The organism is Rhizobium sp. P1_C7 (assembly GCF_056406295.1).
The window spans coordinates 1-21,026 of sequence record NZ_JBFUAL010000010.1 but is presented as its reverse complement, the minus strand read 5'-3'; the positions used below and the strand labels follow the sequence as shown (position 1 = coordinate 21,026).

18 protein-coding genes are annotated in these 21,026 nt (G+C 58.3%); 8 read left to right on the top strand and 10 right to left on the bottom strand.

Going from position 1 to position 21,026, the window contains the following annotated elements:
- Window positions 1-298 precede the first annotated feature (298 nt).
- Window positions 299-811 (top strand): hypothetical protein, encoded by a 513-nt coding sequence (locus AC1D2R_RS16945; RefSeq protein ID WP_477968594.1) that lies wholly within the window; start codon window positions 299-301, stop codon window positions 809-811.
- 278 nt (window positions 812-1,089) lie between these two features.
- Here the strand turns inward: AC1D2R_RS16945 and AC1D2R_RS16940 are convergent, their stop codons facing one another.
- The 5 genes from AC1D2R_RS16940 to AC1D2R_RS16920 are packed head-to-tail and all read right to left on the bottom strand — an operon-like array spanning window position 1,090 to window position 8,077.
- Window positions 1,090-3,096, bottom strand: coding sequence for a CocE/NonD family hydrolase (locus AC1D2R_RS16940; RefSeq protein WP_477968592.1), 2,007 nt, complete (start codon window positions 3,094-3,096; stop codon window positions 1,090-1,092).
- Between the two features lie 31 nt (window positions 3,097-3,127).
- A complete protein-coding gene (locus tag AC1D2R_RS16935; protein WP_477968590.1) occupies window positions 3,128-4,741 on the bottom strand; it encodes an ABC transporter ATP-binding protein in 1,614 nt (537 codons plus the stop codon).
- Complete coding sequence (locus AC1D2R_RS16930) at window positions 4,738-5,565, bottom strand: ABC transporter permease (protein WP_477968588.1); 828 nt, start codon at window positions 5,563-5,565, stop codon at window positions 4,738-4,740. Before AC1D2R_RS16930 ends, AC1D2R_RS16935 begins: the two co-directional genes overlap by 4 nt.
- The gene (locus AC1D2R_RS16925; protein WP_477968587.1) at window positions 5,562-6,509 is read right to left on the bottom strand and encodes an ABC transporter permease; all 948 of its coding nucleotides are present in this window, start codon (window positions 6,507-6,509) and stop codon (window positions 5,562-5,564) included. Before AC1D2R_RS16925 ends, AC1D2R_RS16930 begins: the two co-directional genes overlap by 4 nt.
- Complete coding sequence (locus AC1D2R_RS16920) at window positions 6,509-8,077, bottom strand: ABC transporter substrate-binding protein (protein WP_477968585.1); 1,569 nt, start codon at window positions 8,075-8,077, stop codon at window positions 6,509-6,511. The genes AC1D2R_RS16925 and AC1D2R_RS16920 overlap by 1 nt, the downstream gene beginning before the upstream one ends.
- Before the next feature lie 249 nt (window positions 8,078-8,326).
- Here AC1D2R_RS16920 and AC1D2R_RS16915 point away from each other — a divergent pair, with 249 nt between their 5' ends.
- Window positions 8,327-8,575 carry a CBU_0592 family membrane protein gene (locus tag AC1D2R_RS16915; RefSeq protein ID WP_477968583.1) on the top strand — a complete coding sequence of 83 codons (249 nt, stop codon included), beginning with the start codon at window positions 8,327-8,329 and terminating at the stop codon, window positions 8,573-8,575.
- 19 nt (window positions 8,576-8,594) lie between these two features.
- On the opposite strand, the gene AC1D2R_RS16910 is transcribed toward AC1D2R_RS16915, so the two are convergent.
- The 3 genes from AC1D2R_RS16910 to AC1D2R_RS16900 all read right to left on the bottom strand — a co-directional run bounded on the left by AC1D2R_RS16910 (window position 8,595) and on the right by AC1D2R_RS16900 (window position 11,881).
- Window positions 8,595-9,500 (bottom strand): LysR family transcriptional regulator, encoded by a 906-nt coding sequence (locus tag AC1D2R_RS16910; RefSeq protein WP_477968581.1) that lies wholly within the window; start codon window positions 9,498-9,500, stop codon window positions 8,595-8,597.
- 528 nt (window positions 9,501-10,028) lie between these two features.
- Window positions 10,029-11,255 carry a cation:proton antiporter gene (locus tag AC1D2R_RS16905; RefSeq protein ID WP_477968579.1) on the bottom strand — a complete coding sequence of 409 codons (1,227 nt, stop codon included), beginning with the start codon at window positions 11,253-11,255 and terminating at the stop codon, window positions 10,029-10,031.
- Between the two features lie 368 nt (window positions 11,256-11,623).
- Window positions 11,624-11,881: a hypothetical protein gene (locus tag AC1D2R_RS16900; RefSeq protein ID WP_477968577.1), complete on the bottom strand. Its 258-nt coding sequence runs from the start codon at window positions 11,879-11,881 to the stop codon at window positions 11,624-11,626.
- A gap of 375 nt (window positions 11,882-12,256) precedes the next feature.
- Between AC1D2R_RS16900 and AC1D2R_RS16895 the strand changes: the two genes are divergently transcribed.
- From AC1D2R_RS16895 to AC1D2R_RS16885, 3 genes are all read left to right on the top strand, one after another.
- Window positions 12,257-13,354 carry an alpha/beta hydrolase gene (locus tag AC1D2R_RS16895; protein WP_477968575.1) on the top strand — a complete coding sequence of 366 codons (1,098 nt, stop codon included), beginning with the start codon at window positions 12,257-12,259 and terminating at the stop codon, window positions 13,352-13,354.
- A 386-nt stretch (window positions 13,355-13,740) separates the two neighbouring features.
- Window positions 13,741-14,844, top strand: a complete 1,104-nt coding sequence (locus AC1D2R_RS16890; RefSeq protein WP_477968573.1) for a hypothetical protein — start codon at window positions 13,741-13,743, stop codon at window positions 14,842-14,844.
- Between the two features lie 259 nt (window positions 14,845-15,103).
- Window positions 15,104-15,814 (top strand): acid phosphatase, encoded by a 711-nt coding sequence (locus AC1D2R_RS16885; RefSeq protein WP_477968571.1) that lies wholly within the window; start codon window positions 15,104-15,106, stop codon window positions 15,812-15,814.
- 81 nt (window positions 15,815-15,895) lie between these two features.
- Here the strand turns inward: AC1D2R_RS16885 and AC1D2R_RS16880 are convergent, their stop codons facing one another.
- Complete coding sequence (locus AC1D2R_RS16880) at window positions 15,896-16,279, bottom strand: response regulator (RefSeq protein WP_477968569.1); 384 nt, start codon at window positions 16,277-16,279, stop codon at window positions 15,896-15,898.
- Between the two features lie 317 nt (window positions 16,280-16,596).
- Between AC1D2R_RS16880 and AC1D2R_RS16875 the strand changes: the two genes are divergently transcribed.
- Complete coding sequence (locus AC1D2R_RS16875; protein ID WP_477968568.1) at window positions 16,597-16,878, top strand: hypothetical protein; 282 nt, start codon at window positions 16,597-16,599, stop codon at window positions 16,876-16,878.
- Between the two features lie 295 nt (window positions 16,879-17,173).
- On the opposite strand, the gene AC1D2R_RS16870 is transcribed toward AC1D2R_RS16875, so the two are convergent.
- Complete coding sequence (locus tag AC1D2R_RS16870) at window positions 17,174-18,850, bottom strand: phosphoethanolamine transferase (protein WP_477968968.1); 1,677 nt, start codon at window positions 18,848-18,850, stop codon at window positions 17,174-17,176.
- Between the two features lie 655 nt (window positions 18,851-19,505).
- On the opposite strand from AC1D2R_RS16870, the gene cmoA reads away from it, so the two are divergent.
- Both cmoA and AC1D2R_RS16860 read left to right on the top strand, forming a co-directional pair.
- Complete coding sequence (cmoA, locus tag AC1D2R_RS16865) at window positions 19,506-20,267, top strand: carboxy-S-adenosyl-L-methionine synthase CmoA (RefSeq protein WP_477968566.1); 762 nt, start codon at window positions 19,506-19,508, stop codon at window positions 20,265-20,267.
- Between the two features lie 23 nt (window positions 20,268-20,290).
- Window positions 20,291-21,026, top strand: a 736-nt coding sequence (locus AC1D2R_RS16860) for a methyltransferase family protein (protein WP_477968564.1), incomplete at its 3' end; no start/stop codon positions are given.

Genomic DNA, 21,026 nt, shown 5'->3' with positions numbered 1-21,026 from the left:
GAACCGGAGACAACCGTGCCATCCGCATTCAGGCCGCGCATAGAAAGAGGAGGCACCCAAGGCGCCGAAGATTTCGGATCCGCTTCAATCGGCGGCAAAAGCCGAGCGACCAGCAAACCGTAAGGGGTTTGCGTGATCGACCGTTGGTGCAACAAAATGACCAACGTCATCAAAGACTGGATTGCGATCCTCGCACCAACACCACATCAAGCTGCTTACGGAGCGCCAATGATCTCGATTTTTTAATGTGTCTCACTATAAGGATTGCCCAAAGCGCCGCTGATTGAGGAAACCTGCCGTGAAATTGTTCGACTGGCTGACAGGATATAAACCAGCGCCGAAGGACGTAGACCGCCAATCGACGGCAGCGCTTCGCAATAATCTACTCGCCATCAACAGAAAGACTGCGCCGTTCATCATTCGTGACGGAAAGCCGGAAGGCGTCGATCTCGTCGCCGAATGGAAGATCGTTGATGCTCCCTGGTACGAATTATTTGCCAAAGCCGGGCTGCAGAGGGTGTTTAAGGTGTTGATGAAATTGGATGCTTCCAATTGTGAAGTCCGCGCCGTCGATCAGGAATGGTCGGTCGAATGGCGCGCCGGCGTGCCCACGCTTGCGTTGAGGGCTCAAGCGTTTCGCGGTCGCAAGTGGGAAATGAGCTTCGACACGGCCTTCGCCTTCAAGGAAGATCTGTCCTTCGGCAAGGTTTACGAATATCGCTTCAATACCGCCGAAATGAAGACGCCCCTAGTTGACGCCGCGCATCGGGCCGGCTGGGGTTGGAAAAGCGTGGCCTTCGGGAAGTTGTGACCCAGCCTCCAAATCGATCCCGGCCGTCATCGTGAACGCGCGGAAACCCAACTGGAATGCATGTCAGATAGGCCAAATCGAGATCCGTCGGCCGTGTCATTTGATTTCCACACGACCCGGGAAGGCGCTCGCCTGTTTCGTTCATACGCCCCGCGCGTTCGGCCGCGGGGGCCGATTGCACGGAGACTTACAATCAATGCTGTCGGGATCTGAACCTCAGTTCCATCATTGTCGTGTCGTTGACCAGACATGATGGGAGTGTCGCGGTCGCACAGCCGTTACAAGAAATCCCGCCGGATTGCCTGCTCCCAATGGCGGGTCGCAACGATCTCACCGTTCTCTCTTGCCTCCAACACGCCGGAAACATGGAAATTGGCAACGTCGGAGTGCATCTCGGTTCGGCTGGTTATTTCGATCATCCAGCCCTCGCGCCCCATCTCGTAGGTCTGGGTGAGCACATAGCGGGCCGACAGCGGGTTGTCGTCGCGGATCTTCAGCTCGCGCTTCAGGCTGTGGCTGAGCTGCGTGCCGATGTCGTCGAACCGTAGAACGCCCTCTCCGAAGAGGCCACCGATGCCTTCCGTTACGTAGGTGGTTTCGCCGGTCACGTGATCCTGCGTCGTCCAGCGTCGTACGCTGCCCTTGTCAAGCTGCGTGATTGCAGTCAACGGTCCGTGTGCGGGCGCTTCGAAGGCGATAGTCCTTTCCGCCTTGCAGTCCGGCCGGACGGGAAGCTCCAGTGCACTCTCGCCGGTCAGAACCGAGAGCGTCACGGCTGCCGGCGATGGCCACACCATCGGCCAGTAGCCCGTTGCGATCGACAGCCGGATGCGATGGTCTTTTTCGAATCGGTAACCGCAGTCGTTGAGCTTGATTGCAATCTCGTAGACTTCCCCGGGAACGAGCGCGACGGGCACGTCATGGCCATTGCAATGATTGAGGTTGAATACCTGGTAGCTGACGCGGGTCACGCGGCCGTCCGGCAGCACATCCGAAAGACGCAGATTGATCTGTGCGACTGGCTGATCCACCGAGAATTTTAGCCTGGCGACCGGGGCGCCGAGGATATCGACAGCGGCATCCAGCGCAGCACTGTCGAAGACGAGGGCGCCGCCGTCATCCAGGCGCTGATCGGTCGGATGCTCGCCGATGCACCCCGTTGCCATCCACTCACCACCCGCTTTGCCGTGGCTTTGGGGCGATGAGATCGAGAGGACGCCGGAACGTGCTGCGCCTTCGGTAAGACTGTGGTCCGAGCCGAGCGTCAGTATATGCGGAGCAATTGTTGCAGAGGGCCAGCTCTCCTCGCCGACCCAGTGGCCCGCAGTGAAATCGCGCGAGCCGGTCGGCTCGACAGTATCGTTGAGATAGGCACGGAGCATCGGCTCGTCCATGATGCCGCTGTCCTTGCCCTTCAGCCAGTGATCCCACCAGCGCACCGCCTCCTGCAAGAAGCCGATGGCGGGTCCAGGTGCGCCATCCTGCGGGTACACGTGACCCCACGGGCCGATGATTCCACGGCGCGGCACCTGAAGGTTTTCAAGCAGGCGCGGTACGGCGTTCGTATAGCTGTCTGCCCAGGCTCCGACCGCCAATACGGGGCACTGGATCGCCGACCAGTCTTCGCAAACCGAGCCATGCTTCCAGTAGTCGTCGTAGCGCTGGTGCTCCAGCCAAAGTGCGGGGAAGAAGGGCAGCTTCTCGAGACGCTCGATCCAGCGGGCACGCCATTCCTCGCCCACGATTTCAGGGTCGAGCGGCCGGCTCTGATAGGCGAGCATGATCGTGCCCCACCAAAGATTGTCGTTCAGCAGCAGGCCGCCCATGTAGTGAATATCGTCGGTGAAGCGATTGTCGGTCGAGTAGGCGGTAATGATTGCCTTCAAGGCAGGCGGACGGCGTGCTGCGACCTGCAGGCCATTGAAACCGCCCCAGCTTTTGCCCATCATGCCGACATTGCCGTCGCACCAGGTTTGCGCGGCCAACCATGCGATCACCTCCAGCGCATCATCCTGCTCCTGCTTCAGATACTCGTCGGCCATGTGACCATCCGACTCGCCCGTACCGCGCATGTCGACACGGATCGCGGCATAGCCGTTCTCGGCGAAATAGCCGTGCATCGGCTCGTCACGACCGCGTGTTCCATCGCGCTTGCGGTAGGGGATATACTCCAGAACGGCGGGAACCGGGGTGCTTTGCGCTCCGTCAGGCAGCCAGAGGCGCGCGCCGAGGCGTACACCGTCGCTCATCGTGATCCAGATGTGTTCTTGAATCGTCACGGTCATCGTTCTTTTCCAGGCTAAATAGGGAGAGTTGTCAGGCGGCCGTCTGGCCGCGTGACTTCAGTACGTCATCAAGCCAGTCGCGCCTCAGCTCCGGAACGGAGCTGATCAATTGCTCGGTGTAAGGCGCGTATGGCGGCTTGAAGATGTCGGCGGTCGTGCCCTCTTCGACGACTTTGCCGTGCTGCATTACCATCGTCCGGTCCGCAAGGCGTTTTACGACTCCGAGATCGTGCGTGATGAACAAATAGGAAACCTTGAGTTCGTCCTGCAGCTTGCGCAGCAGTTTCAGAATTTCCTCGGCCACCAACGGATCGAGCGCCGATGTCACTTCGTCGCAAATGATGAGATCCGGCTTTGCCGCAAGTGCACGCGCAATGCAGACACGCTGCTTCTGGCCGCCCGAAAGCGCGCCTGGCAATCGCTCGATGAAATCGCCCGGCAGGCCGATAAGATCCAGAAGCCGCGCTACCTCGCTCGTGCGCTGCTCTTCGGTCATGTCGAAGTAGAAGGCCATCGGGCGCCCGATGATCTCGGCGACGGTTTGCCTCGGATTGAGCGCGACATCGGGCAGCTGGTAGACGAGCTGGATGCGGCGAAGTTCCTCGCGCGAACGGCTGCGATAGCTCGCGGCAAGCCGATGACCGTCGAGATTGATCATGCCGGACGAGTGCGGCGGGAGGCCGGCGATAACGCGGGCAAGTGTCGATTTTCCGGAGCCGGATTCGCCAACCACGGCCAGGGTCTCGCCGCGACGGATATGGCAGGACACATCGCTTAACACTTGCTTCTTGCCGTAATAGGCAACGGCGTTCCTCACCTCCAGAAGGACGGCACCGGCTTCATGGACGGAACGGTCTCCGACGATGCTTGCCTCACGCTCCGCGACCAGCTTGCGTGTATAGTCTTCCTGTGGAGCCTCCAGGACCTCTTCGGCAGTGCCCAGTTCGACCTTCCTGCCATGACGCAGCACCATGATGCGATCGGCGATCTGCGCGACCACGGCCAGATCGTGCGTGATGTAGAGCGCGGCGGTATTGTATCGCTGTATGAGATCGCGAAGGAGTGCAAGGACCTCAATCTGGGTGGTCACATCGAGTGCGGTCGTCGGCTCGTCGAGCACCAGAATGTCGGGGCGGCAGGACATTGCCATGGCAACCATGGCACGCTGGAGCTGTCCGCCGGACACCTGGTGTGGATAGCGGTTCGCAAATGTTTCCGGGTCGGGCAATTGCAGCGCGGTGAGGAGCTCCAACATCGAGGCCTGCGCCTGGCCGCGATTCATGAGGCCGTGGTAGAGCGGCCCTTCCATGATCTGCTGGCCGATGCGCTTGGCCGGATTGAAGGAGGCAGCTGCACTTTGCGCGACATAGGCAATGCGGGCGCCGCGTACGGCTTCCCTCGTTGCACGCGTGCCGTCCATCATCGACACTTCGCCGATGACGATACGCCCGGCGGCGATGCGGCAGCCGCCGCGGCCGTAGCCCATCGCGGCAAGGCCAATCGTCGATTTTCCGGCACCGGATTCGCCGATCAAACCGAGAACCTCGCCGCGTGCAAGATCGAGATCTATCCCGTCGACCAGCGTTGCACCGTTTGGAGCCTTGACCACCAGGCCTCGAATGGAAAGGATCGTGTCGTCGCTCATCTGTCGGCTCCCTGCATGGTGGTGCGGCTGGCAAGAAGCCAATCCACGACGAGGTTGACGCCAACGGTCAGGATCGCGATCGCACCCGCCGGAAAAAGTGGTGCGTAGAGCCCATAAAGGATGGCCTGCTGGTTGTCCTTCACCATGCCGCCCCAGTCCGCAAAGGGCGGCTGGATCCCGAGGCCGAGGAACGACAGGCCCGCTACGAACAGAAACGTGAAGCAGAAACGCAGCCCGAACTCGGCAATCAGCGGCGGCAGCGTATTCGGCAGGATTTCCTTGCGGATCAGCCAGCCGAGGCCTTCGCCACGCAAGCGAGCGGTTTCGGCATATTCGAGCACGTTGACACCCTGCGCAACGATACGCGCCAGACGGAAGACGCGCGTGGAATCGAGCAGAGCGATGGTAATAATCAACACAGGCAGAGACGAACCGAGCGCCTGAAGGACGACGAGGGCGGAGATCAGCACCGGGATGCACATCACCGTATCGACGATGCGCGAAAGGACCGTATCGACCCAGCCCCCGAAAATCGCCGCCAGGAAACCCAGAGGCACCCCGATGGCAAACGAAAGCAGCGAGGCCGAGATCGAAACGCCGATCGACATCTGCGCTCCAAACAGCAATCGCGACACCATATCGCGCCCGTTCTGGTCGAGGCCAAACCAGAAATCGGCCGACGGCGGATCAAACGGTGCGCCGACGATCTGCTCCTGGCCATAGGGCGCAATCATCGGCCCGAGGGAAAAAAAGATCAGGTTCACGACGACGATCGTCAGTCCGATCCAGGCCGTCACGGGAATGGGCTTGCGGGTGGTACTCATCGGGGATGCCTCAGGCGCGGATTGAGAGCGATGGCAGCGACATCGGCGATGATATTAAGAACCACGTAGGCCGCGCCGAACACCAGAGCGGCAGCCTGTACCAGCGGCAGGTCGCGCTTGGAGACAGCATCGACCATGAAGCGACCCAATCCATTGTAGTTAAAGACCGCTTCGACCAGCACGACGCCGGTGATGAGGTAGGCGATGTTAAATGCCACCACGTTGACGATCGGCGCGGCGGCGTTCGGCAGCGCGTGACGCGTGACCACACGCTTGGTGCGCAGCCCCTTGAGATAGGCTGTTTCGATATAGGCCTGGTCCATGACCGAGAGGACCGCGGTGCGGGTCATCCGCATCATTTGCGCGACGGTAACAAGTACGAGCGTGAGGGCGGGGAGTGCCGTTGCCTGTATCCACTCGAAGTAGCTCATGCCATCATAGGTGTCGGCGAGACTTGGCAGCAGGTTGAAGCGGATCGACAGGAACAGGATCAGCAGCAGACCAAGGAAGTACTCCGGCAGCGATACGAAGGCGAGTGCCAGAATATTGACGACGCGATCAAAGAGGCTGCCTCGCTTGACCGCACTGACCAAACCCAGAATGATCGCGACCGGGACGCTGATCACTGCCGCAAAAGCGGCAAGCGCCATCGTATTATAGAAACGTGGCCAGAGAAGATCGGCAACCGGCTGCTGATTGGCGAGCGAATTGCCGAGATCGCCGGTAACGAAACCGGTCAGCCAGGCGACATAGCGTTGCAGGATCGGCAGATCGAGACCAAGCTGTTCGCGAAGGACTGCAAGCGACTCCGGCGTCGCGTTCTGACCGAGGATCGCGGAGGCGACATCACCGGGCAGCAACTGGGTACCGGCGAAAATTAACGCCGATACCAGAAGTAGGGTCAGGATCCCGAGGGCGATCCGCCTGAGGATAAGAAGTGTCATCAGGATTCCAGCCAGACCTTTTCCGCAAGACGTGCGCCCATGAAATTGAACATGGGATGGGTGGTGACGCCCTTCAGCTTTTTCGACGTTGCATCGAGATAATCGCCGAACATCGGGATCATCGCACCGCCCTCATTGGAGATCATTGCCTGCAGGTCGGCGTAGATCTCCTTGCGCTTGGCCTTGTCGAGCAGCGCACGAGCTTCGAGCAGCTTGGCATCGAAGGCATCGTTCTTCCAGTGCGTATCGTTCTGGGCCGACGTGGAGGAATATGCGATCGTCAACATCTGGTCGGCGGTCGGGCGTCCGCCCCAGTAAGACATGCAGAACGGCGCCTTCATCCAGACGTTGTCCCAATAGCCATCAGCCGGTTCGCGCTTGATCGATACGTCGATGCCGCTTGCAGCCGCGCTGGTGCGGAAGATCGCCGCAGCATCGACCGCGCCGGAGAAGGCAGCGTCCGAAGCGGAAAGAGACAGCTTGAGACTGTCGAGACCAGCCTGCTTCAGGTAGAACTTTGACTTCTCCGGATCATAGGCGCGCTGCGGCAGATCGGCCGCGTAGAAGGGATCAGTGCTCGGAATCGGATGGTCGTTGCCGATGCGTCCATAGCCCCGCAGGGCGGTCTTCAGCAGCTGCTCGCGATCGATTGCATGCTTGATGGCAAGCCGGATATTGTTGTCGGTGAAGGGCGCCTGGGTACAATCCATCAGGAACGTGAAGTGCTGGCCACCTGCCGACTGAACGATGTTGAGGTTCGGGTTGCGCTTCAGGAGATCGACGGTCTTGAAGTCGAGCTGGTTGATGGCGTGAACCTGGCCCGACATCATCGCGTTGGTGCGGGCTGAAATGTCGTTGATGACAATGACTTCGACCACATCGACCCACGCCGCGTTTGGCTTCCAGTAGCTCTCATTGCGCTTGAAACGGGCACGAACGCCGGGCTGATAGCTATCATAGACGAAGGGCCCCGTCCCGACCGGCTTGTTGAAATCGGTCCAGCCGTCCGGAACGACGAGGAAGTGATAGTCGGAGAGAATATAAGGCAGGTCGGCATTGCCGCTCGCAAGCACGATCTTCACTTCGCTGTCGGACACCTTGACGACGTCGACAAGCTGGGCGGCGGTGGAACGTGCTGCCGAGGTCGTTTCACCGCGATGCAGGTTGAGGGAGTAGACTATGTCGTCGGCAGTCAGCGTCTTGCCATTGTGGAACGTTACGCCCTGGCGAACCTTGAAGGTCCATTCTGTTGCGCCCGGATTGGGTTCCCAGCTCTCGAAGAGTTCCGGGACGGCGTTGTTGTTGGCGTCGATTTCGACGAGCCCGTTCATGACCATGTAGGCCTGGTTGACCGGCACCCAATCCTTGAGAATGCGCGGGTCGAAATTGTCCGTCGTGCTGCCTCCGCCGATGCCGAGTTTGAGAACGCCGCCCTTTTTCGGTTTCTCTTCGGCAGCGGCAAAAGCCGGCATGCCGAACAGCCCGCCGGCCGTGGCCATACCAAGCCCTGCAGTACCCGCCATGAAGCTGCGGCGCGTCAATTCAAACTTGGTCTTGTTGTCGGACATTTCGTCGTTCCCTTCGTGCACGGCATTCGCCATCGAATTTATGCGATTGGCCTAGCGCACATCACCAGGCATGACTAGACCGGAAAAACGCCTCTCCGGTATGACTTTTAATCATGGGGTCATGCCATTTGTGAGCATTGGCTTTTCTCTCAGCCGGGGTAAAGGAACATCATCGAGCGGTCGAATGAGCATCCTTCCGTTCGCGAGAGCTCGTTCGTTTTGTGCATCATACCGATCCTGGAGGATCAAATGAGTCTGCCGGATATCGTCGGCCTTATCGGCGCTGTCTTCTATCTAACGGCCTACGCGTTGCTTCAACTGCGTGTTCTGTCTGTCGAGGACAGCAGAACAACGCTGCTGAACGTTCTTGGCGGCATTTGCCTGATCTATTCGCTGTCCTGTAACTTCAACCTTGGATCACTGGTGACCCAGATCGCCTGGCTGATTTTCACTATCATCGGCTATGTGCGCTTTCGCGTCGGGCGCGCTGGCCGCTAGGCGCGCTTTCGACGGATGCCTATGATTCCACGTCATCGTAGCTGCCGCCATTGCTAGCCACCAACCACTCTGACACCTCTCGTACGATCTTGCGCTGATGGCGATCCGCAGGACGCATCAGGTAGAAGTATGCGTCAGATCGCATCAGGTGGCCGTGAACCGGCACGAGTGTTCCATTTGCAAGTTGCTCGCGGATCAACCATGTCCAGCCGAGCGTGATGCCAAGGCCCTGTGCGGCCGCCGCCGCACACAGGCCGTAGTCGCCAAGGCGCCACTCCAGTGCATTCGCAGGGGGCTTCAATCTGGCGTCCTTCCACCAGTCCGGCCAACCCTGCCATTCGCGCATCGAATCCTCTATGGAGATCAGTAGGGGTGCTTCGATATCCATGATATTGGGCGACCCGGCGGCCGAGACGGGAACGATTTCCTCGCGCGCGAGCACGGTCAGATTGACGCCAATCGGTCGTTCTTTCCGATAGAATAGTGCCAGATCGAATTCATCGAGACGCAGATGAGCAACGTCGTCTGTAACCCGTAGCCGCACCTCGATGCCGGGGATGTCCTGCTTCAGTTGTCCCAGCCGCCAGAGGAACCACTGGTCCGCAATGCCGCGCGAGCAGGCTATCGTAATCTGGCGCGGACCGGACCACGCGCGGAGCCCATCCGTTACTGCGCCCAACTCACCCAAGAGACGGCTGACGTCCGCCGCATAGCTCTCGCCTATCGCAGTGAGCTGCACGCCCCCCGGCAAGCGGATGAAAAGCTTGGAGCCGATAAAAGCTTCAAGCTTGCCGATCTGACGGCTGACAGCGCTCTGGGTCAGCCCGACCTCCTGACCTGCACGCGAGAAGCTGCCAAGACGCGCCGCATACTCGAATATCACAAGGGCGTTCAATGGCGGCATAGAGGTGTACCCACCAGTCATGTTTTCCTCAACTGTTATGCGGGAGATAGTCGCGCCTGTCGGTTTCGATGGTAACCCCGTTTGAACCATGTACCGGGTCACGACCCCGCGCTCAACGGCATCCACACACAGGACCATATTAAATTCGACCACTCAGTGCGCGGTCGAGTTTAATTCCGCGAACCTCGTAGATCCACGTTCCCGCCATCGCCAATAGCCCGCGCGCTTGTTCCCTGCCGGCTTTTTCCACGGAGACCTGACCCGGTATTTCCACCGAGTTTGACCCTCCGGTGACCGAACTATCAGGCCGTATTGGCCACGAATCGACAGGAGCTCGGCGAAGAGCTTTGACGCTATCCTGCGAATGCAAAGGCTTTTTGCCACGATCGGGGGAACAGAAGTGGACACCGAGTGATCAACTGATCAGCTACCTCGCGCGAACCGCCTTCTGCGAAGCGGCGCGAACCAGGCACGCGCCTTGCCCCACCCACCATTGCGATGCCAGCCTGACGCTGGGCTCCCGAGGATACGTTGCAAGCAGTATACCTCTCAGGTCTGGCGGCGAATGCTCTTGTCCTTGTTGCAGAACTTTAGCTTCCGCAGAAGGAAAGGCATGGTGAGCCCCTGCACGACCACCGAAAAGACGACAACGCCAAATGCCGTGGCCAGTATCTCATTGCCGTGTGGGAAGGAAGGCGGAAGTGCAAGAGCCAATGCCAATGCCAGCGCCCCTCGCAGTCCACCCCACCAGAGGACGTGCTGCTCGCGCAACGGTATGCGCCATGTCGAAGCCCGAAAGAATAAACATACCGGATAAACCGAAAGGGCCCGCCCCACGAGAACCAAGCCGACTGCAAGCACCATGGCCTGCGGGTCAACACGGATAAGAGGCGCCAGACTAAGACCAATCAGTAGAAAAATCAGAGAGTTTGCTAAGAATGCACAGAACTCCCATAGGCCAATCACGAAGGAGCGAGCGCCGGCGGAAAAGATGTTTCGGTTCTTGTCTTCCCTCAGAACACCGAGATTACCCATGAAAAGACCGGCGGAGACAGTCGCAAGCACGCCAGAGAACTGGAGGTTCTCTGCAAGCAGAAACGAACCGTACGCAGCAACGGCGGTCAGTGCGGCCTGTACCAAATGGTCAGAGGTCCGCCCAGCAAGCGCAACGGCTGCTGCGCCGCAGAGAACGCCAACCACGATGCCTCCGCCTGTCATTAACGCGAGGGTGCGCCCCACAGCCACGGCGCTAAGCTGCGAACCGCCAGTCGCCTGTGCCCAGGTTAGAACAAGAACGAACAAGACCGCTGCAACACCGTCATTGAAAAGACTTTCACTCTCGACCAAAAGACGGAGGCGGCCCTTGATGCCGGTGTCCTTGAACATGGCAAGAACTGCAATCGGGTCGGTTGCAGCAATCAGCACACCGAAAACGACGGCGGCTTCCGCCGGCCAAGCAAGGAATTTTATCATGCCTGCCATGACAACTACTGCTGTGATGACCACGCCGAGAGTTGAGAGCACTACAACCGGGAGCATATCCCGTCGAAGCTCGCGCCAGCGGATACTCAGGGCCGCTTCGAACAACAGGGGCGGAAGGACGACGTCGTAAATGAAGTCGTGTGTCATTGCACCCGTTGAGAACCCCAGCACGGCAAGACCCTGCCCGGCAAGAACGAGCCCCACCGTGTATGGGAGACGCATGCGTCGGGCAATGATCGCAACGATAACAGCTGCGCCAAGAAAGCCGATGGTGTGGGTGAGTACAGTGTCCATCGTTCCTTGGTCGCCAGGCTGATCGCCGCGCGGACTGGTTGGGTTGAGCGCCATGACGAGGAATGATGACGAGGAATGATGTCGCGATTCCCCCCAGCAGTCTTGCGACCCATTACGGAAGCAAGTCGGCCACAGGAAACTGCCCTCGCAGGAAAACCCGAGCGCAACAGTTGTCGTGAGCGCTCGCGTAATTCATCACCATCAGCGCGCGCCTGTCTCCCGTACAGCAATCAAAACCGGTACCACGGCTGTCCCGGTGCGGTACTTGTCCACAGGAGAAAGCACGTCCGATGAATTCCACGGTGTTGGCGCAGACCGGGACCCGTGGCTCAACGACAACGTATGATACGCTGATATGTGCTTGTTACTTAGTACTTGATGTCTCGGGATTGCTGGCGTCCCTGCTGTTTGGTCTGGTGCTTGTCCTGACGGCATGCCGCGTTGCTTTGCTGATTGGCGGCGCGGCAATCCTGCTTGGTGTCTCGTGAATTCTGACGCGTATCTTGTTTGACGTCACGCCCAGCGCGGCGTTGTTGCGCTTGATCCGTCGCAGTCGAAATTGCTGGCGAACTCGCCAGGAACATAATTGCCGCCAAGGCAGCGAACAGAGGCTTCAATGCATGCATTGTGAAAATCCCCTCTAAAACCTACCCAAAACCGGTGTCCAGGCTGGGTGCCTGGGCATACTAGGTCAGCGGTGAAGCATCAGCAAGCAGACTTCGCGCGTAACAACGCTTTGTGTTAAATTGCAGACGACCATCAACGTGCTTCCGATGACAACAACGCGTTTCGTGATTGCAAATCCTCTGCGGCAACGCGTGAGGAAATGGTGGCGGCTGAATAGCGCGCCAAAAGCACTTGTCAAATTCCAATTTCAAATTGTAAATAGAATGAAAGACATACGAAAAGCGCCCGTCGACGACGAAGTGGTGGATTGGTTTGTCCGCTTCGCTATCAGGGCCGATTGCCCTTGCTGATTACGAACAGAGATTGGCCGGGACATGATCTTATCGCTGCCGGTGAAGACAACATCGCGGGGCTTGACGCTGATGCTTGCCGCGCTTTTGGCCAGCACTCTTGCAGGCTGCGCAAGCCGCCCTGATGCGACCGTCCTGAGTGCGACGCCCGTCACGTCGGCAAAAAGGCAGGTGGTCCTTCTCTCGGCGACGAACCGGCAACTGGCACCGGATGGGAGCTTCGACAGCGACCGGGCAGAAGCACTCACCTTCGAGAGGTACACGCTGTCCGTTCCGCCCGCTCACAAGGCTTCCGCAATCGAGTATCCGGACACGACGCCTGATCCACTTGCCGACTTCGTGGTCACGTCTCGCACTGGCCTTTCGAAGGACCGTCTCTTGGCCGCTGCTGCGGCGGGGGACGGCTCAGTCGGCCTTTTCGTACCCGGCTACAACTACAGCTACCAGGAAGGCTTGTTCAGGCTTGCTCAGATCGCAGCCGATGCGAACCTGAGGGCGATACCTATTCTGTTCTCGTGGCCGTCGCAGGCGAAGGCGACTGCCTATCTCGCCGACAAGGATTCGAGCCTTGCGTCACGAGACGCCCTCGCTTCGCTACTGATCAGCCTGGCTTCCCAGCCTGGCGTCAGACGGATCGTGTTGTTCGGGCACAGCATGGGAGGCTTCCTTGTGATGGAGACTGCGCGACAGTTGAAGCTCGAGGGGCGGACCGATGTCGTGGAGAAGCTTTCCATCGTCCTTGCCGCCCCAGACATAGACGCGGACGTATTCAGGACGCAGATGGAGACGATCGGTAAACTGTCGACCCCTGTAACCCTGCTCGTTTCAAACACCGACCGGGTCTTGAGGCTCTCGAGCTTCATAGCAGGCGAAAGGAAGCGAGTGGGAAGCCTGTCGGCCGACGATCCTGCGGTGCGGGCCGCCGCTAAGCGCTACGATGTGCGCGTTATCGACATTACCTCTTTGAAGGACTCCGACGGGTTCGGACACGCCCGTTTCGCTTCGTTACCCCAGTACGCTGCCCAACTGGCGGCCCTCGGGCAGGGTGCGAGAAACTCCAGGCCGGGCATCTTCGTGTTTCGCCCGACGACGGGGGTCCTCGCCGGAGCGAGGGGTTGGTAGCCAACGGCCGGCCCTGTGAGCGCAACGTTCCTCACTGGGATTGGGTCGCCGTCTGAGTTCGCTTCCGGTCTCCTCGCCCTCAGCACAAACAAAAAGCTGGACGTTGAGCTCCTCGGGAGTTCCTTGTTGTCCGGGACGATGACCTGAAGGGATGACGTCGGAGCGGGCTGATCAAGGTAATCTGGCACGATGGCCAAGGTGCCTGCTTGGTTTACGAAGAAGCTGGAGCGCGGCCGCTCCATATGGCCGTACGGTATGTTCTATTTCGTTGCCTGCTCGGCTCGCCCTGCATCAGAAATACCTTTATTGGTTCGTCCAATAACCGCGTTGCCGCTTTTTTGACGCCTTTCCCCCCCTTAAATGCATGTTTGTTGGGAGGCCCATCGATGGGAAATTCGACTGTCAGCGTGCATCCACCGCCCCCGTCTGACGACGACGTCAGGGAACAACTGGAGCGTATTCTTTTAAGTGCCGAGTTTATCATCCCCGATCGGGGGCGCAGTTTCCTACGGTTCATCGTTGGTGAAACGCTTGCTGGACGCTCACAGTACCTAAAGGCTTTCACGCTCGCACAGTCGGTATTTGATCGAAACGACTCCTTCGATGCACCAAACGACCCTTGCGTGCGTGCGATGGCAGGCCGGCTCCGAAGCGCTCTTGAGCGCTACTACCTTACAGCCGGAATAACCGACAACGTTGTGATAACTGTTCCCAAAGGCCATTACATTCCCATATTTTCGGCAAGAGTTGTCGAGACTTGCGCAGAGGCCGCCAACAGAGCAACAGACGTGGAGGCAACTTCGCCGGAGCCGTCTAAGCGCGAAAGTCGATTGATCCGTTGGATCATGGTCGGCGCGTCGATGATCGTTCTTGCCGCTGTAGTGCTCGCTTCGCTCGCCGAACGCAACAACGCGGAAACGAAGTCGCCGCTCGCGAGTGGAGGGCGGCCTGTGATCAAAATAGAGCATTTCAAAGACACGGGACAAGGCAATATATCCGACAATGTCTTGCGCCGACTGACGGACGAAATAGTCGTCGATCTATCTAAATTTACAGAGCTTGTCTTGATCGCGCCGGACGATGCTCCTCAAAAGGTCGATCCGACCTATGTCCTGCAAGGAAGCGTTCGGTTGCAGGACGGCCATATGCGACCCGTCGCGCGACTGGTTCGCAAGGCCGATGGTGTTGTCGTTTGGTCTGCCGACTATGACGTCTCTACTGAGGGTCGGAGTACGTTGGACGTGGTGGCGGCAATCGGCCGCTCGATCGCTAGGGCCATTGCCGCACCCCTTTCTGAGCCGGTCGTGGGTGCGACGGGAGGCGCGGCGAGTACGTTACGACCGGCATCTTATTTCCAGCCTGCAGAAGGCGTTTCAACAGAGACCTCCCGCCCAATTTCGGCAATGGGAGATCAAGCACAGCAATTGCGTATTCCGCAACGGCAAGGCGGTTCTGCATCCTCACCGTTATGGGCGATGACGACGGTGTAATTGGCCCGGCGCAACGCTGCATGATTGCCTTCAACGACCAGAACCCTCATGGTCTCATACAACGAAGTTTCCGGAATGCGGCAACAAGTGGGGTCTCGTGGGCTCTGTCCTCATTCCATAGCGACCGCAAATTCTCGTCCTCGCTGCGGCTTTCGCATTCGCTCCCTGCGCAGCTCCGATCGCAAGCGACTTCCTGTCATCATACGCATACAGACGTCCGTTAGGGGAACGCGGCTACTTGCCCTCACAGGAGTTGTTTATGCGCAGCCTATCGAAATTCATAGCTATTGGCCTAGTCGCTTCGGTCACATTCGCTTTGCCGGTCTGGGCCGAAGACAAGGCGAAGCCCTTTACCGACGACAAGGAAGTCAGCCTCGTAAGCCTGCTCCCGCCACCTCCGGCCAATGACTCCGCACAGACGAAGGCGGAGGTCGGCGAAATACTCACGCTCCAGGTCACGCGCACACCCCAAATGGCAGCGCGCGCGGTCGCCGACGCCGACGAAACCATCTGGCGTTTCTCGGACGTGGTGAACAACGACAAATTTTCAAAAGAGAGTTTGCCGAAGTTCTCAGCTTTTTTCGATCGCATTGTTGAAACGGAAGCTGCTGTGGTCGATCCAGCAAAAGATACCTGGAAGCGCCCTCGCCCGCATCTCCTCTATCCTGACTTGGTCAAACCAATCGTCCCTCTTTCCAAGTCGGGCGGATATCCATCCGGCCACACAACGGTGGGAACCCTAATGGGTGTCGTTCTTGCCAACATGCTTCCCGAAAAGCGGGATGTAATTATGGCTCGCGCCTGGGAATACGGACACAACCGGATCGTAGGCGGCATTCACTATGCCAGCGACATCGAAGCAGGTCGGATTTCTGGGATGCTCATTGCCCAGACAATCATGACACATGACGATTACAAAGTAGAGTACGAAGCCGCCCGCGCAGAGCTCAGAGCCGCGCTCGGCCTTTGATCTGCCAATGTGGTCGAAAGAACCGCCCGGCTCGGCCGGCGGTTCTCCTGCTCCCCGATGCCAGCCCCAAACAAGGGGTGGCTAAGCCCCCGCGCGAGGAACAGGGCCAGCGTGGTCGGTGGCTGCGCGTATCCGCTGATCCAGCTCTGACAAGCCAAATGGTTTGACGAGGTAGTCGGTTGCGCCGCACGAGAGACCTCCGATCTGATCGGAAACCTGATCGTACGCCGTCAAAATGATGATTGGTACAGCATCTCGTCGGGTGCGCAGCCTCTGGAGAAGTGTCAATCCGCTTCCATCAGGCAGCCGCAGGTCGAGCAGGACGAGACTGTAGTGACCGATGTCAGCTGCTACCGTTGCATCTGCGAGTGTCAAGCACCACTCGACTGAATGACCCTTTGCGCAGACATGGTCGCGAACCGCGTCTCCAAGCAAGGCATTATCTTCGACCAACAAGACATTCATGAGGTTCGCCCTTTCGCATCGCCGCGGTGTGATGGAGCAAGCTGCAAAACATGCGAGCGCATTATGACCACCTGGACTGACCGCTACCTGAAAAGCAGCGCCGAAGGTGGCATGCCTTGGATGGGGCTGACAACACCTCAATCGATGCAGGGCTGACGATCGGCCGTGAACGATTGGGCGTAACGTCTACATCGCAACCTGAACCGTACGAAAACGTATGCTTTCCGAAACGTGGGAGTATATGGGCTCGACTAGAGTGAAGTCTTCCGCGGCTCTGCGAATTCGCCGCCCATCTTTCCTGCCGAGAGGAACCGAAGATGAGGACCATAGTCGCCGCCTCAATTTTGAATGTGATCGTGGCGATGGGCTTCATCATCGTGTCGATCCCGGCACGGGCGTCCATTCCGTGTGAACAGTTGTTACGGCAGGCGCGTGCCCTTCAAGCCTCTGAAAACCTTACTGATACTGACGCACACAGGGTCATTGCACTCATGGGTGACGCGGTCGAGGAGTGCAACGATGACGACGATGTTCGCGCAGACAGGCTGCTCGTCGAATCCATGTCGATTATGGGATCGGGAGAAAAGTCAACTCCATGAGGCGGGGCCGTCTCGCCGCTGAACCGCAGTTTAGGAGGGCGCCGACATTCAGGCCCCTGTCAGCTTCCCCCGATCGCTAGGTCCGCGAGGTTATTCTTCCGCGTCTTGCCGAAGTTCTTCACCGCAACCCTCAACAATCAAAGCACCGTTTGAATGTGGACGATAAGACTGACGGCAACCTGAAAGCACAAGCGTTCGACTGCGAGAGCAATAGCTGCCGTTTGCGGCTCCGCAGGTGCAAGGCCAACATGCCGCTTGAGAAGGTCGCCCGAAGCGGCCGCCCTCTGCGGCATCGTCAATCTGGCCTGTTTTCCCTCCGGCCTAAGTTCGCGTCAGAACTGGCGAGGTGTGTATTTCCTTTCCTGCAGCCCGAAAAGACATCAAGCTCTGGCTGGTAGACTTTGGTGGCGACGTCCATCAGCCCAAGGACGCTATGAAAAAAATTATCGTGCGAGTACTGGCCGTTGGCATTCTTTGCCAAGCAACCCATGTCGTAGCCGGCCGACGTCTGCAAATCCTGTGACAGCCAGACCAAAAAAGGCACATGTGTCTGTTGCGGCGGAGCGATGAAATACGGTGCACCGTGCAAGTAGAGGCCATTCTCCCCCAGAGACTCTCCGTGATCGGAGAGATAGACGACGGATGCGGCCAATTGGTCGGAACGTCGTTTCAGTTTGTCAATCACCGTGGAAACGACATGGTCGGTATAAAGTACCGTATTGTCGTAGGCATTTCGGATTTCTTCTGGCGAGCAGCTTCCGAAATCGTTCGCGCGGCAATCCGGTTGGAAACGGCGAAACTCATCGGGATATCGTGCGAAATAAGCGGGACCGTGGCTACCGAGCTGATGAAGGACAAGCACACTGTCGCCCTTGATCTGGTCCAGCCATCCATCGACCTTGTCCAGGAGGATCGCGTCTAGACATTCACCGTCCTTGCAAAAGCGCTTGTCTGCAGAATCTGGAAGGTACTCATAAGGAACCCGCTCGGTGACGTTGTAGCTGCCTGTATCGTTGTCCAGCCAGGAAACGTTCACTTTCGCATGACCGAGCACGTCAAGGAGGTTTTGCGTTTCCAAGCCTTTCCGATGAGTGTACTCGGTCCGAGGGTAGATCGAAAACAGACATGGCAGCGATACAGCGGTGGCGGTGCCGCAGCTGCTGGTATTCGAGAAGTAGACCACACCCTGGCTCGCCAACTCTGGATTCGTGTCTCGTTTGTATCCGCCGAGTGCAAAATCTTCCGCCCGCGCTGTTTCCCCAGCCACGATAATCGTCACGCGAGGCTTGCTCGTTTTGCTGCGGTTAACAAGGTGAGCGTCGGTACCCAGAGGTTGCGCGACCGCGTTTGCGTCGCGCCCTGATGAGACGGCGAACTTCACCGCGCTGGTGATGGGCGAGAACGGGTTGAGGGTATCCAATATGTCTTTGTGCGCGCGCCCTACACCAGCGAATGTTCGATAATCTCCGAGGCCCACCACCGCAAAAATCGCGACACACGCCAGAATGACGGCTGTGTTGCGAGCAAGCTTTTGGAGAAGGGGGCGATGCCGGACCCGAACCCAAAGGATGATGAGCGATGGTGCAACGCCGGTAAGCAACAGGTGCAGAGCAAATCTCGCGGTGATCAGGTGTCCCGCTTCTGCGCCAGTCGACACCATGGCGTTTCGGATCATTTCCTTATCCACGACCACGCCGAATTCATCGGTGAACCAGGATGCCGCTGAGGCGGCAACGACGAAGACGATCAGAAACGGCTTAGTTGCGTACTTCGCAGAAAGGGCGGTGACCACAGCCATGCTGGCCGCGGCGATGCCAAGGACGAAGAGGGCGAAGGCGAAGTGATCGGCCGAAAAATACCCAAAGGCCTTCGACCAGAAGGTCCTGTTGGTGGCGATCAGCAGATAGATCGTCGTCAGCAGACAGAGCATAACGCTTCCAATTTCAGGTCGGAAAACCTGCGCCCTACGCATGGATGTGGTCTCGCTCAACTCAATGTCTCCGCAACAGCCAACGCAGGAGGCCTCAGAATCTGAGACTTGCCTCCCACCAATGGCCACCGGATGACCTGCTTTTCTGACATCAGCCTGAAACCGGTGTTGCTAATCGGCATCACGTGACGGTTTCACACGACTTTCGAGGCCGAATGCCGCTTAACCCCGCCGAGGTCATGGCATACACCGATGAAAAGTGAGGGTTCGCCAAGTGGTCATGGCGACAGAAACCTGGCGCTCGCCTACAGGCGCTCGTCTTCCACGGACTTTTAGCTGCGCAGGAATCTTGGGGCTCAGCTCGCATTGAGAACTATCGATGAAACGCAGCATCGCAATCCCATGCTCTAAACCTGCGGGATCTTCGAAACACGGACGCTAGTTATCGAGACCAAATGTTCGCCACCTGTCGCGCCACGCTGCCAGGGGAGTTCAAAAGGTTTGAAACCCCCTTCTTGCCTCTGCTTTGGTGTGGTAGCCTGCAAGGGTTACGCAAAATTGCGTTCATTTGAAATAATCCGGGGGACGTTCAGGTAGGCGTCAGGTTTTTTCGACGCATATAGTGCACTGTAACGTGACGCCTTCGTGGTGACCGGTTTGGTCTCAGGCGTCATTGCGAACTGATTGGGGGACAATCATGGCCGATAGCCCGACGCGTTTGATTCTGCGCAAGGATCACAAGGACGAAGTGTTTGCGAACAGCCAAGGTCCGGTTGGAGACTTCGCGTTCAATGCGACCGTTGCAAACGCTTTCGACGACATGGTCAGCCGTTCGGTGCCGTACTACGAAGAGATGCAGCGAATGGTCTGCGAGCTGGCACAAGACTTTGCGCAGCCGAACACCAATCTCTACGACATAGGCTGTTCGACCGCCACAACGCTGCTCACGCTCGACGGCATGGTCGGTTCGGACGTGCAGTTCATCGGCATCGACAATGCGCCCGACATGCTGGACAAGGCAGCGCAGAAGATCGAAGAATCTGGAACCAACCGCTCGATCGACCTTCAGGTCGTCGACCTGCATCGCGGCTTGGCGATAGAGAACGCAAGCGTGGTGACGATGTTGCTGACGCTGCAGTTCGTTCGCCCGCTGTTTCGCGAACGCGTCATGAAGACGATCCACTCGGGACTGAACGACCATGGCTGTCTTCTGCTGATGGAGAAGCTGACCAGCGAGGACACGACATTCAACCGCCTCTTCATCCAGCACTACTACGATTTCAAGCGCCGCAACGGCTATTCGGAGATCGAGATATCCAAGAAACGCGAAGCGCTCGAAAATGTGCTGATCCCTTACCGGCTGGACGAGAACGTTCAGCTCCTCAAGGAGGTCGGCTTCCGCAGCGTCGAGGTGTTCTTCCGCTGGTACAATTTCTGCGGCATCGTCGCCATTAAGTAAGCCGGGGGCACATGAAAACGACAATGATAAAGATCGGAAACTTCTTCTTCCGTTTCCGCAACCAGGTGTTCCCGCTATTGATCGTGGCGCTGTTCCTGCTCGCCGCGCCGCCACTGGAAGTCATGGGAAGTGCTGCGACCGAGCGGGCCAAGGATCTTCTGGCGTTGCTGGTCATCATTTGCGGCCTGGCGCTGCGGGCAACCGTTATCGGATTTGCCTATATCAAGCGCGGCGGTCTCAACAAGCGGGTTTATGCCAAGGACCTCGTCACCGAGGGAATGTTCGGCGTCTGCCGCAACCCCCTCTATGTCGGGAACATGCTCGTCTACAGCGGGATATTCCTCCTCCACGGCAATCCGCTGGTCGCCGTGGTCGGCATCGCTCTCTTCGCCTTCATTTATCAGTGCATCGTCTACGCCGAGGAAGCGTTCCTGGAGGCGAAATTCACTGACGCATACACGGCCTACTGCCGCGATGTTCCGCGCTGGGGGCTGCGCCTAAGCCGGTTTGCCGAGTCCACACAGGGGATGACGTTCAACATCAGCCGTGTGATCGCAAAGGACTACTCGACCGTCGCATCAACCTGCATCGCAGTCCTTGCCACTGAAATCTATCGATTCGCCCCGATGGCTGATCAGATCGAGCACGTCCACTACCTGATCGTTCTGGGGCTTTTGATGGCATGCGTCGGCCTCGCCACCGCCGCCGTCAGTCACCTCAAGAAACGCGGTGCCTTTCGTGAACGGAACGCTCTCTACT

Excerpts from the sequence above, each read along its gene's own strand:
- AC1D2R_RS16915 (WP_477968583.1), top strand. The coding sequence starts at position 8,327 with ATGAGTCTGCCGGATATCGTCGGCCTTATCGGCGCTGTCTTCTATCTA.
- AC1D2R_RS16895 (WP_477968575.1), top strand. The coding sequence starts at position 12,257 with ATGATCTTATCGCTGCCGGTGAAGACAACATCGCGGGGCTTGACGCTG.
- AC1D2R_RS16900 (WP_477968577.1), bottom strand. The coding sequence starts at position 11,881 with ATGCATGCATTGAAGCCTCTGTTCGCTGCCTTGGCGGCAATTATGTTC.
- AC1D2R_RS16930 (WP_477968588.1), bottom strand. The coding sequence starts at position 5,565 with ATGAGTACCACCCGCAAGCCCATTCCCGTGACGGCCTGGATCGGACTG.
- AC1D2R_RS16885 (WP_477968571.1), top strand. The coding sequence starts at position 15,104 with ATGCGCAGCCTATCGAAATTCATAGCTATTGGCCTAGTCGCTTCGGTC.
- AC1D2R_RS16910 (WP_477968581.1), bottom strand. The coding sequence starts at position 9,500 with ATGACTGGTGGGTACACCTCTATGCCGCCATTGAACGCCCTTGTGATA.
- AC1D2R_RS16920 (WP_477968585.1), bottom strand. The coding sequence starts at position 8,077 with ATGTCCGACAACAAGACCAAGTTTGAATTGACGCGCCGCAGCTTCATG.
- AC1D2R_RS16935 (WP_477968590.1), bottom strand. The coding sequence starts at position 4,741 with ATGAGCGACGACACGATCCTTTCCATTCGAGGCCTGGTGGTCAAGGCT.
- AC1D2R_RS16875 (WP_477968568.1), top strand. The coding sequence starts at position 16,597 with ATGAGGACCATAGTCGCCGCCTCAATTTTGAATGTGATCGTGGCGATG.
- cmoA (WP_477968566.1), top strand. The coding sequence starts at position 19,506 with ATGGCCGATAGCCCGACGCGTTTGATTCTGCGCAAGGATCACAAGGAC.
- AC1D2R_RS16870 (WP_477968968.1), bottom strand. The coding sequence starts at position 18,850 with ATGCGTAGGGCGCAGGTTTTCCGACCTGAAATTGGAAGCGTTATGCTC.
- AC1D2R_RS16940 (WP_477968592.1), bottom strand. The coding sequence starts at position 3,096 with ATGACCGTGACGATTCAAGAACACATCTGGATCACGATGAGCGACGGT.
- AC1D2R_RS16890 (WP_477968573.1), top strand. The coding sequence starts at position 13,741 with ATGGGAAATTCGACTGTCAGCGTGCATCCACCGCCCCCGTCTGACGAC.
- AC1D2R_RS16905 (WP_477968579.1), bottom strand. The coding sequence starts at position 11,255 with ATGGACACTGTACTCACCCACACCATCGGCTTTCTTGGCGCAGCTGTT.
- AC1D2R_RS16925 (WP_477968587.1), bottom strand. The coding sequence starts at position 6,509 with ATGACACTTCTTATCCTCAGGCGGATCGCCCTCGGGATCCTGACCCTA.
- AC1D2R_RS16880 (WP_477968569.1), bottom strand. The coding sequence starts at position 16,279 with ATGAATGTCTTGTTGGTCGAAGATAATGCCTTGCTTGGAGACGCGGTT.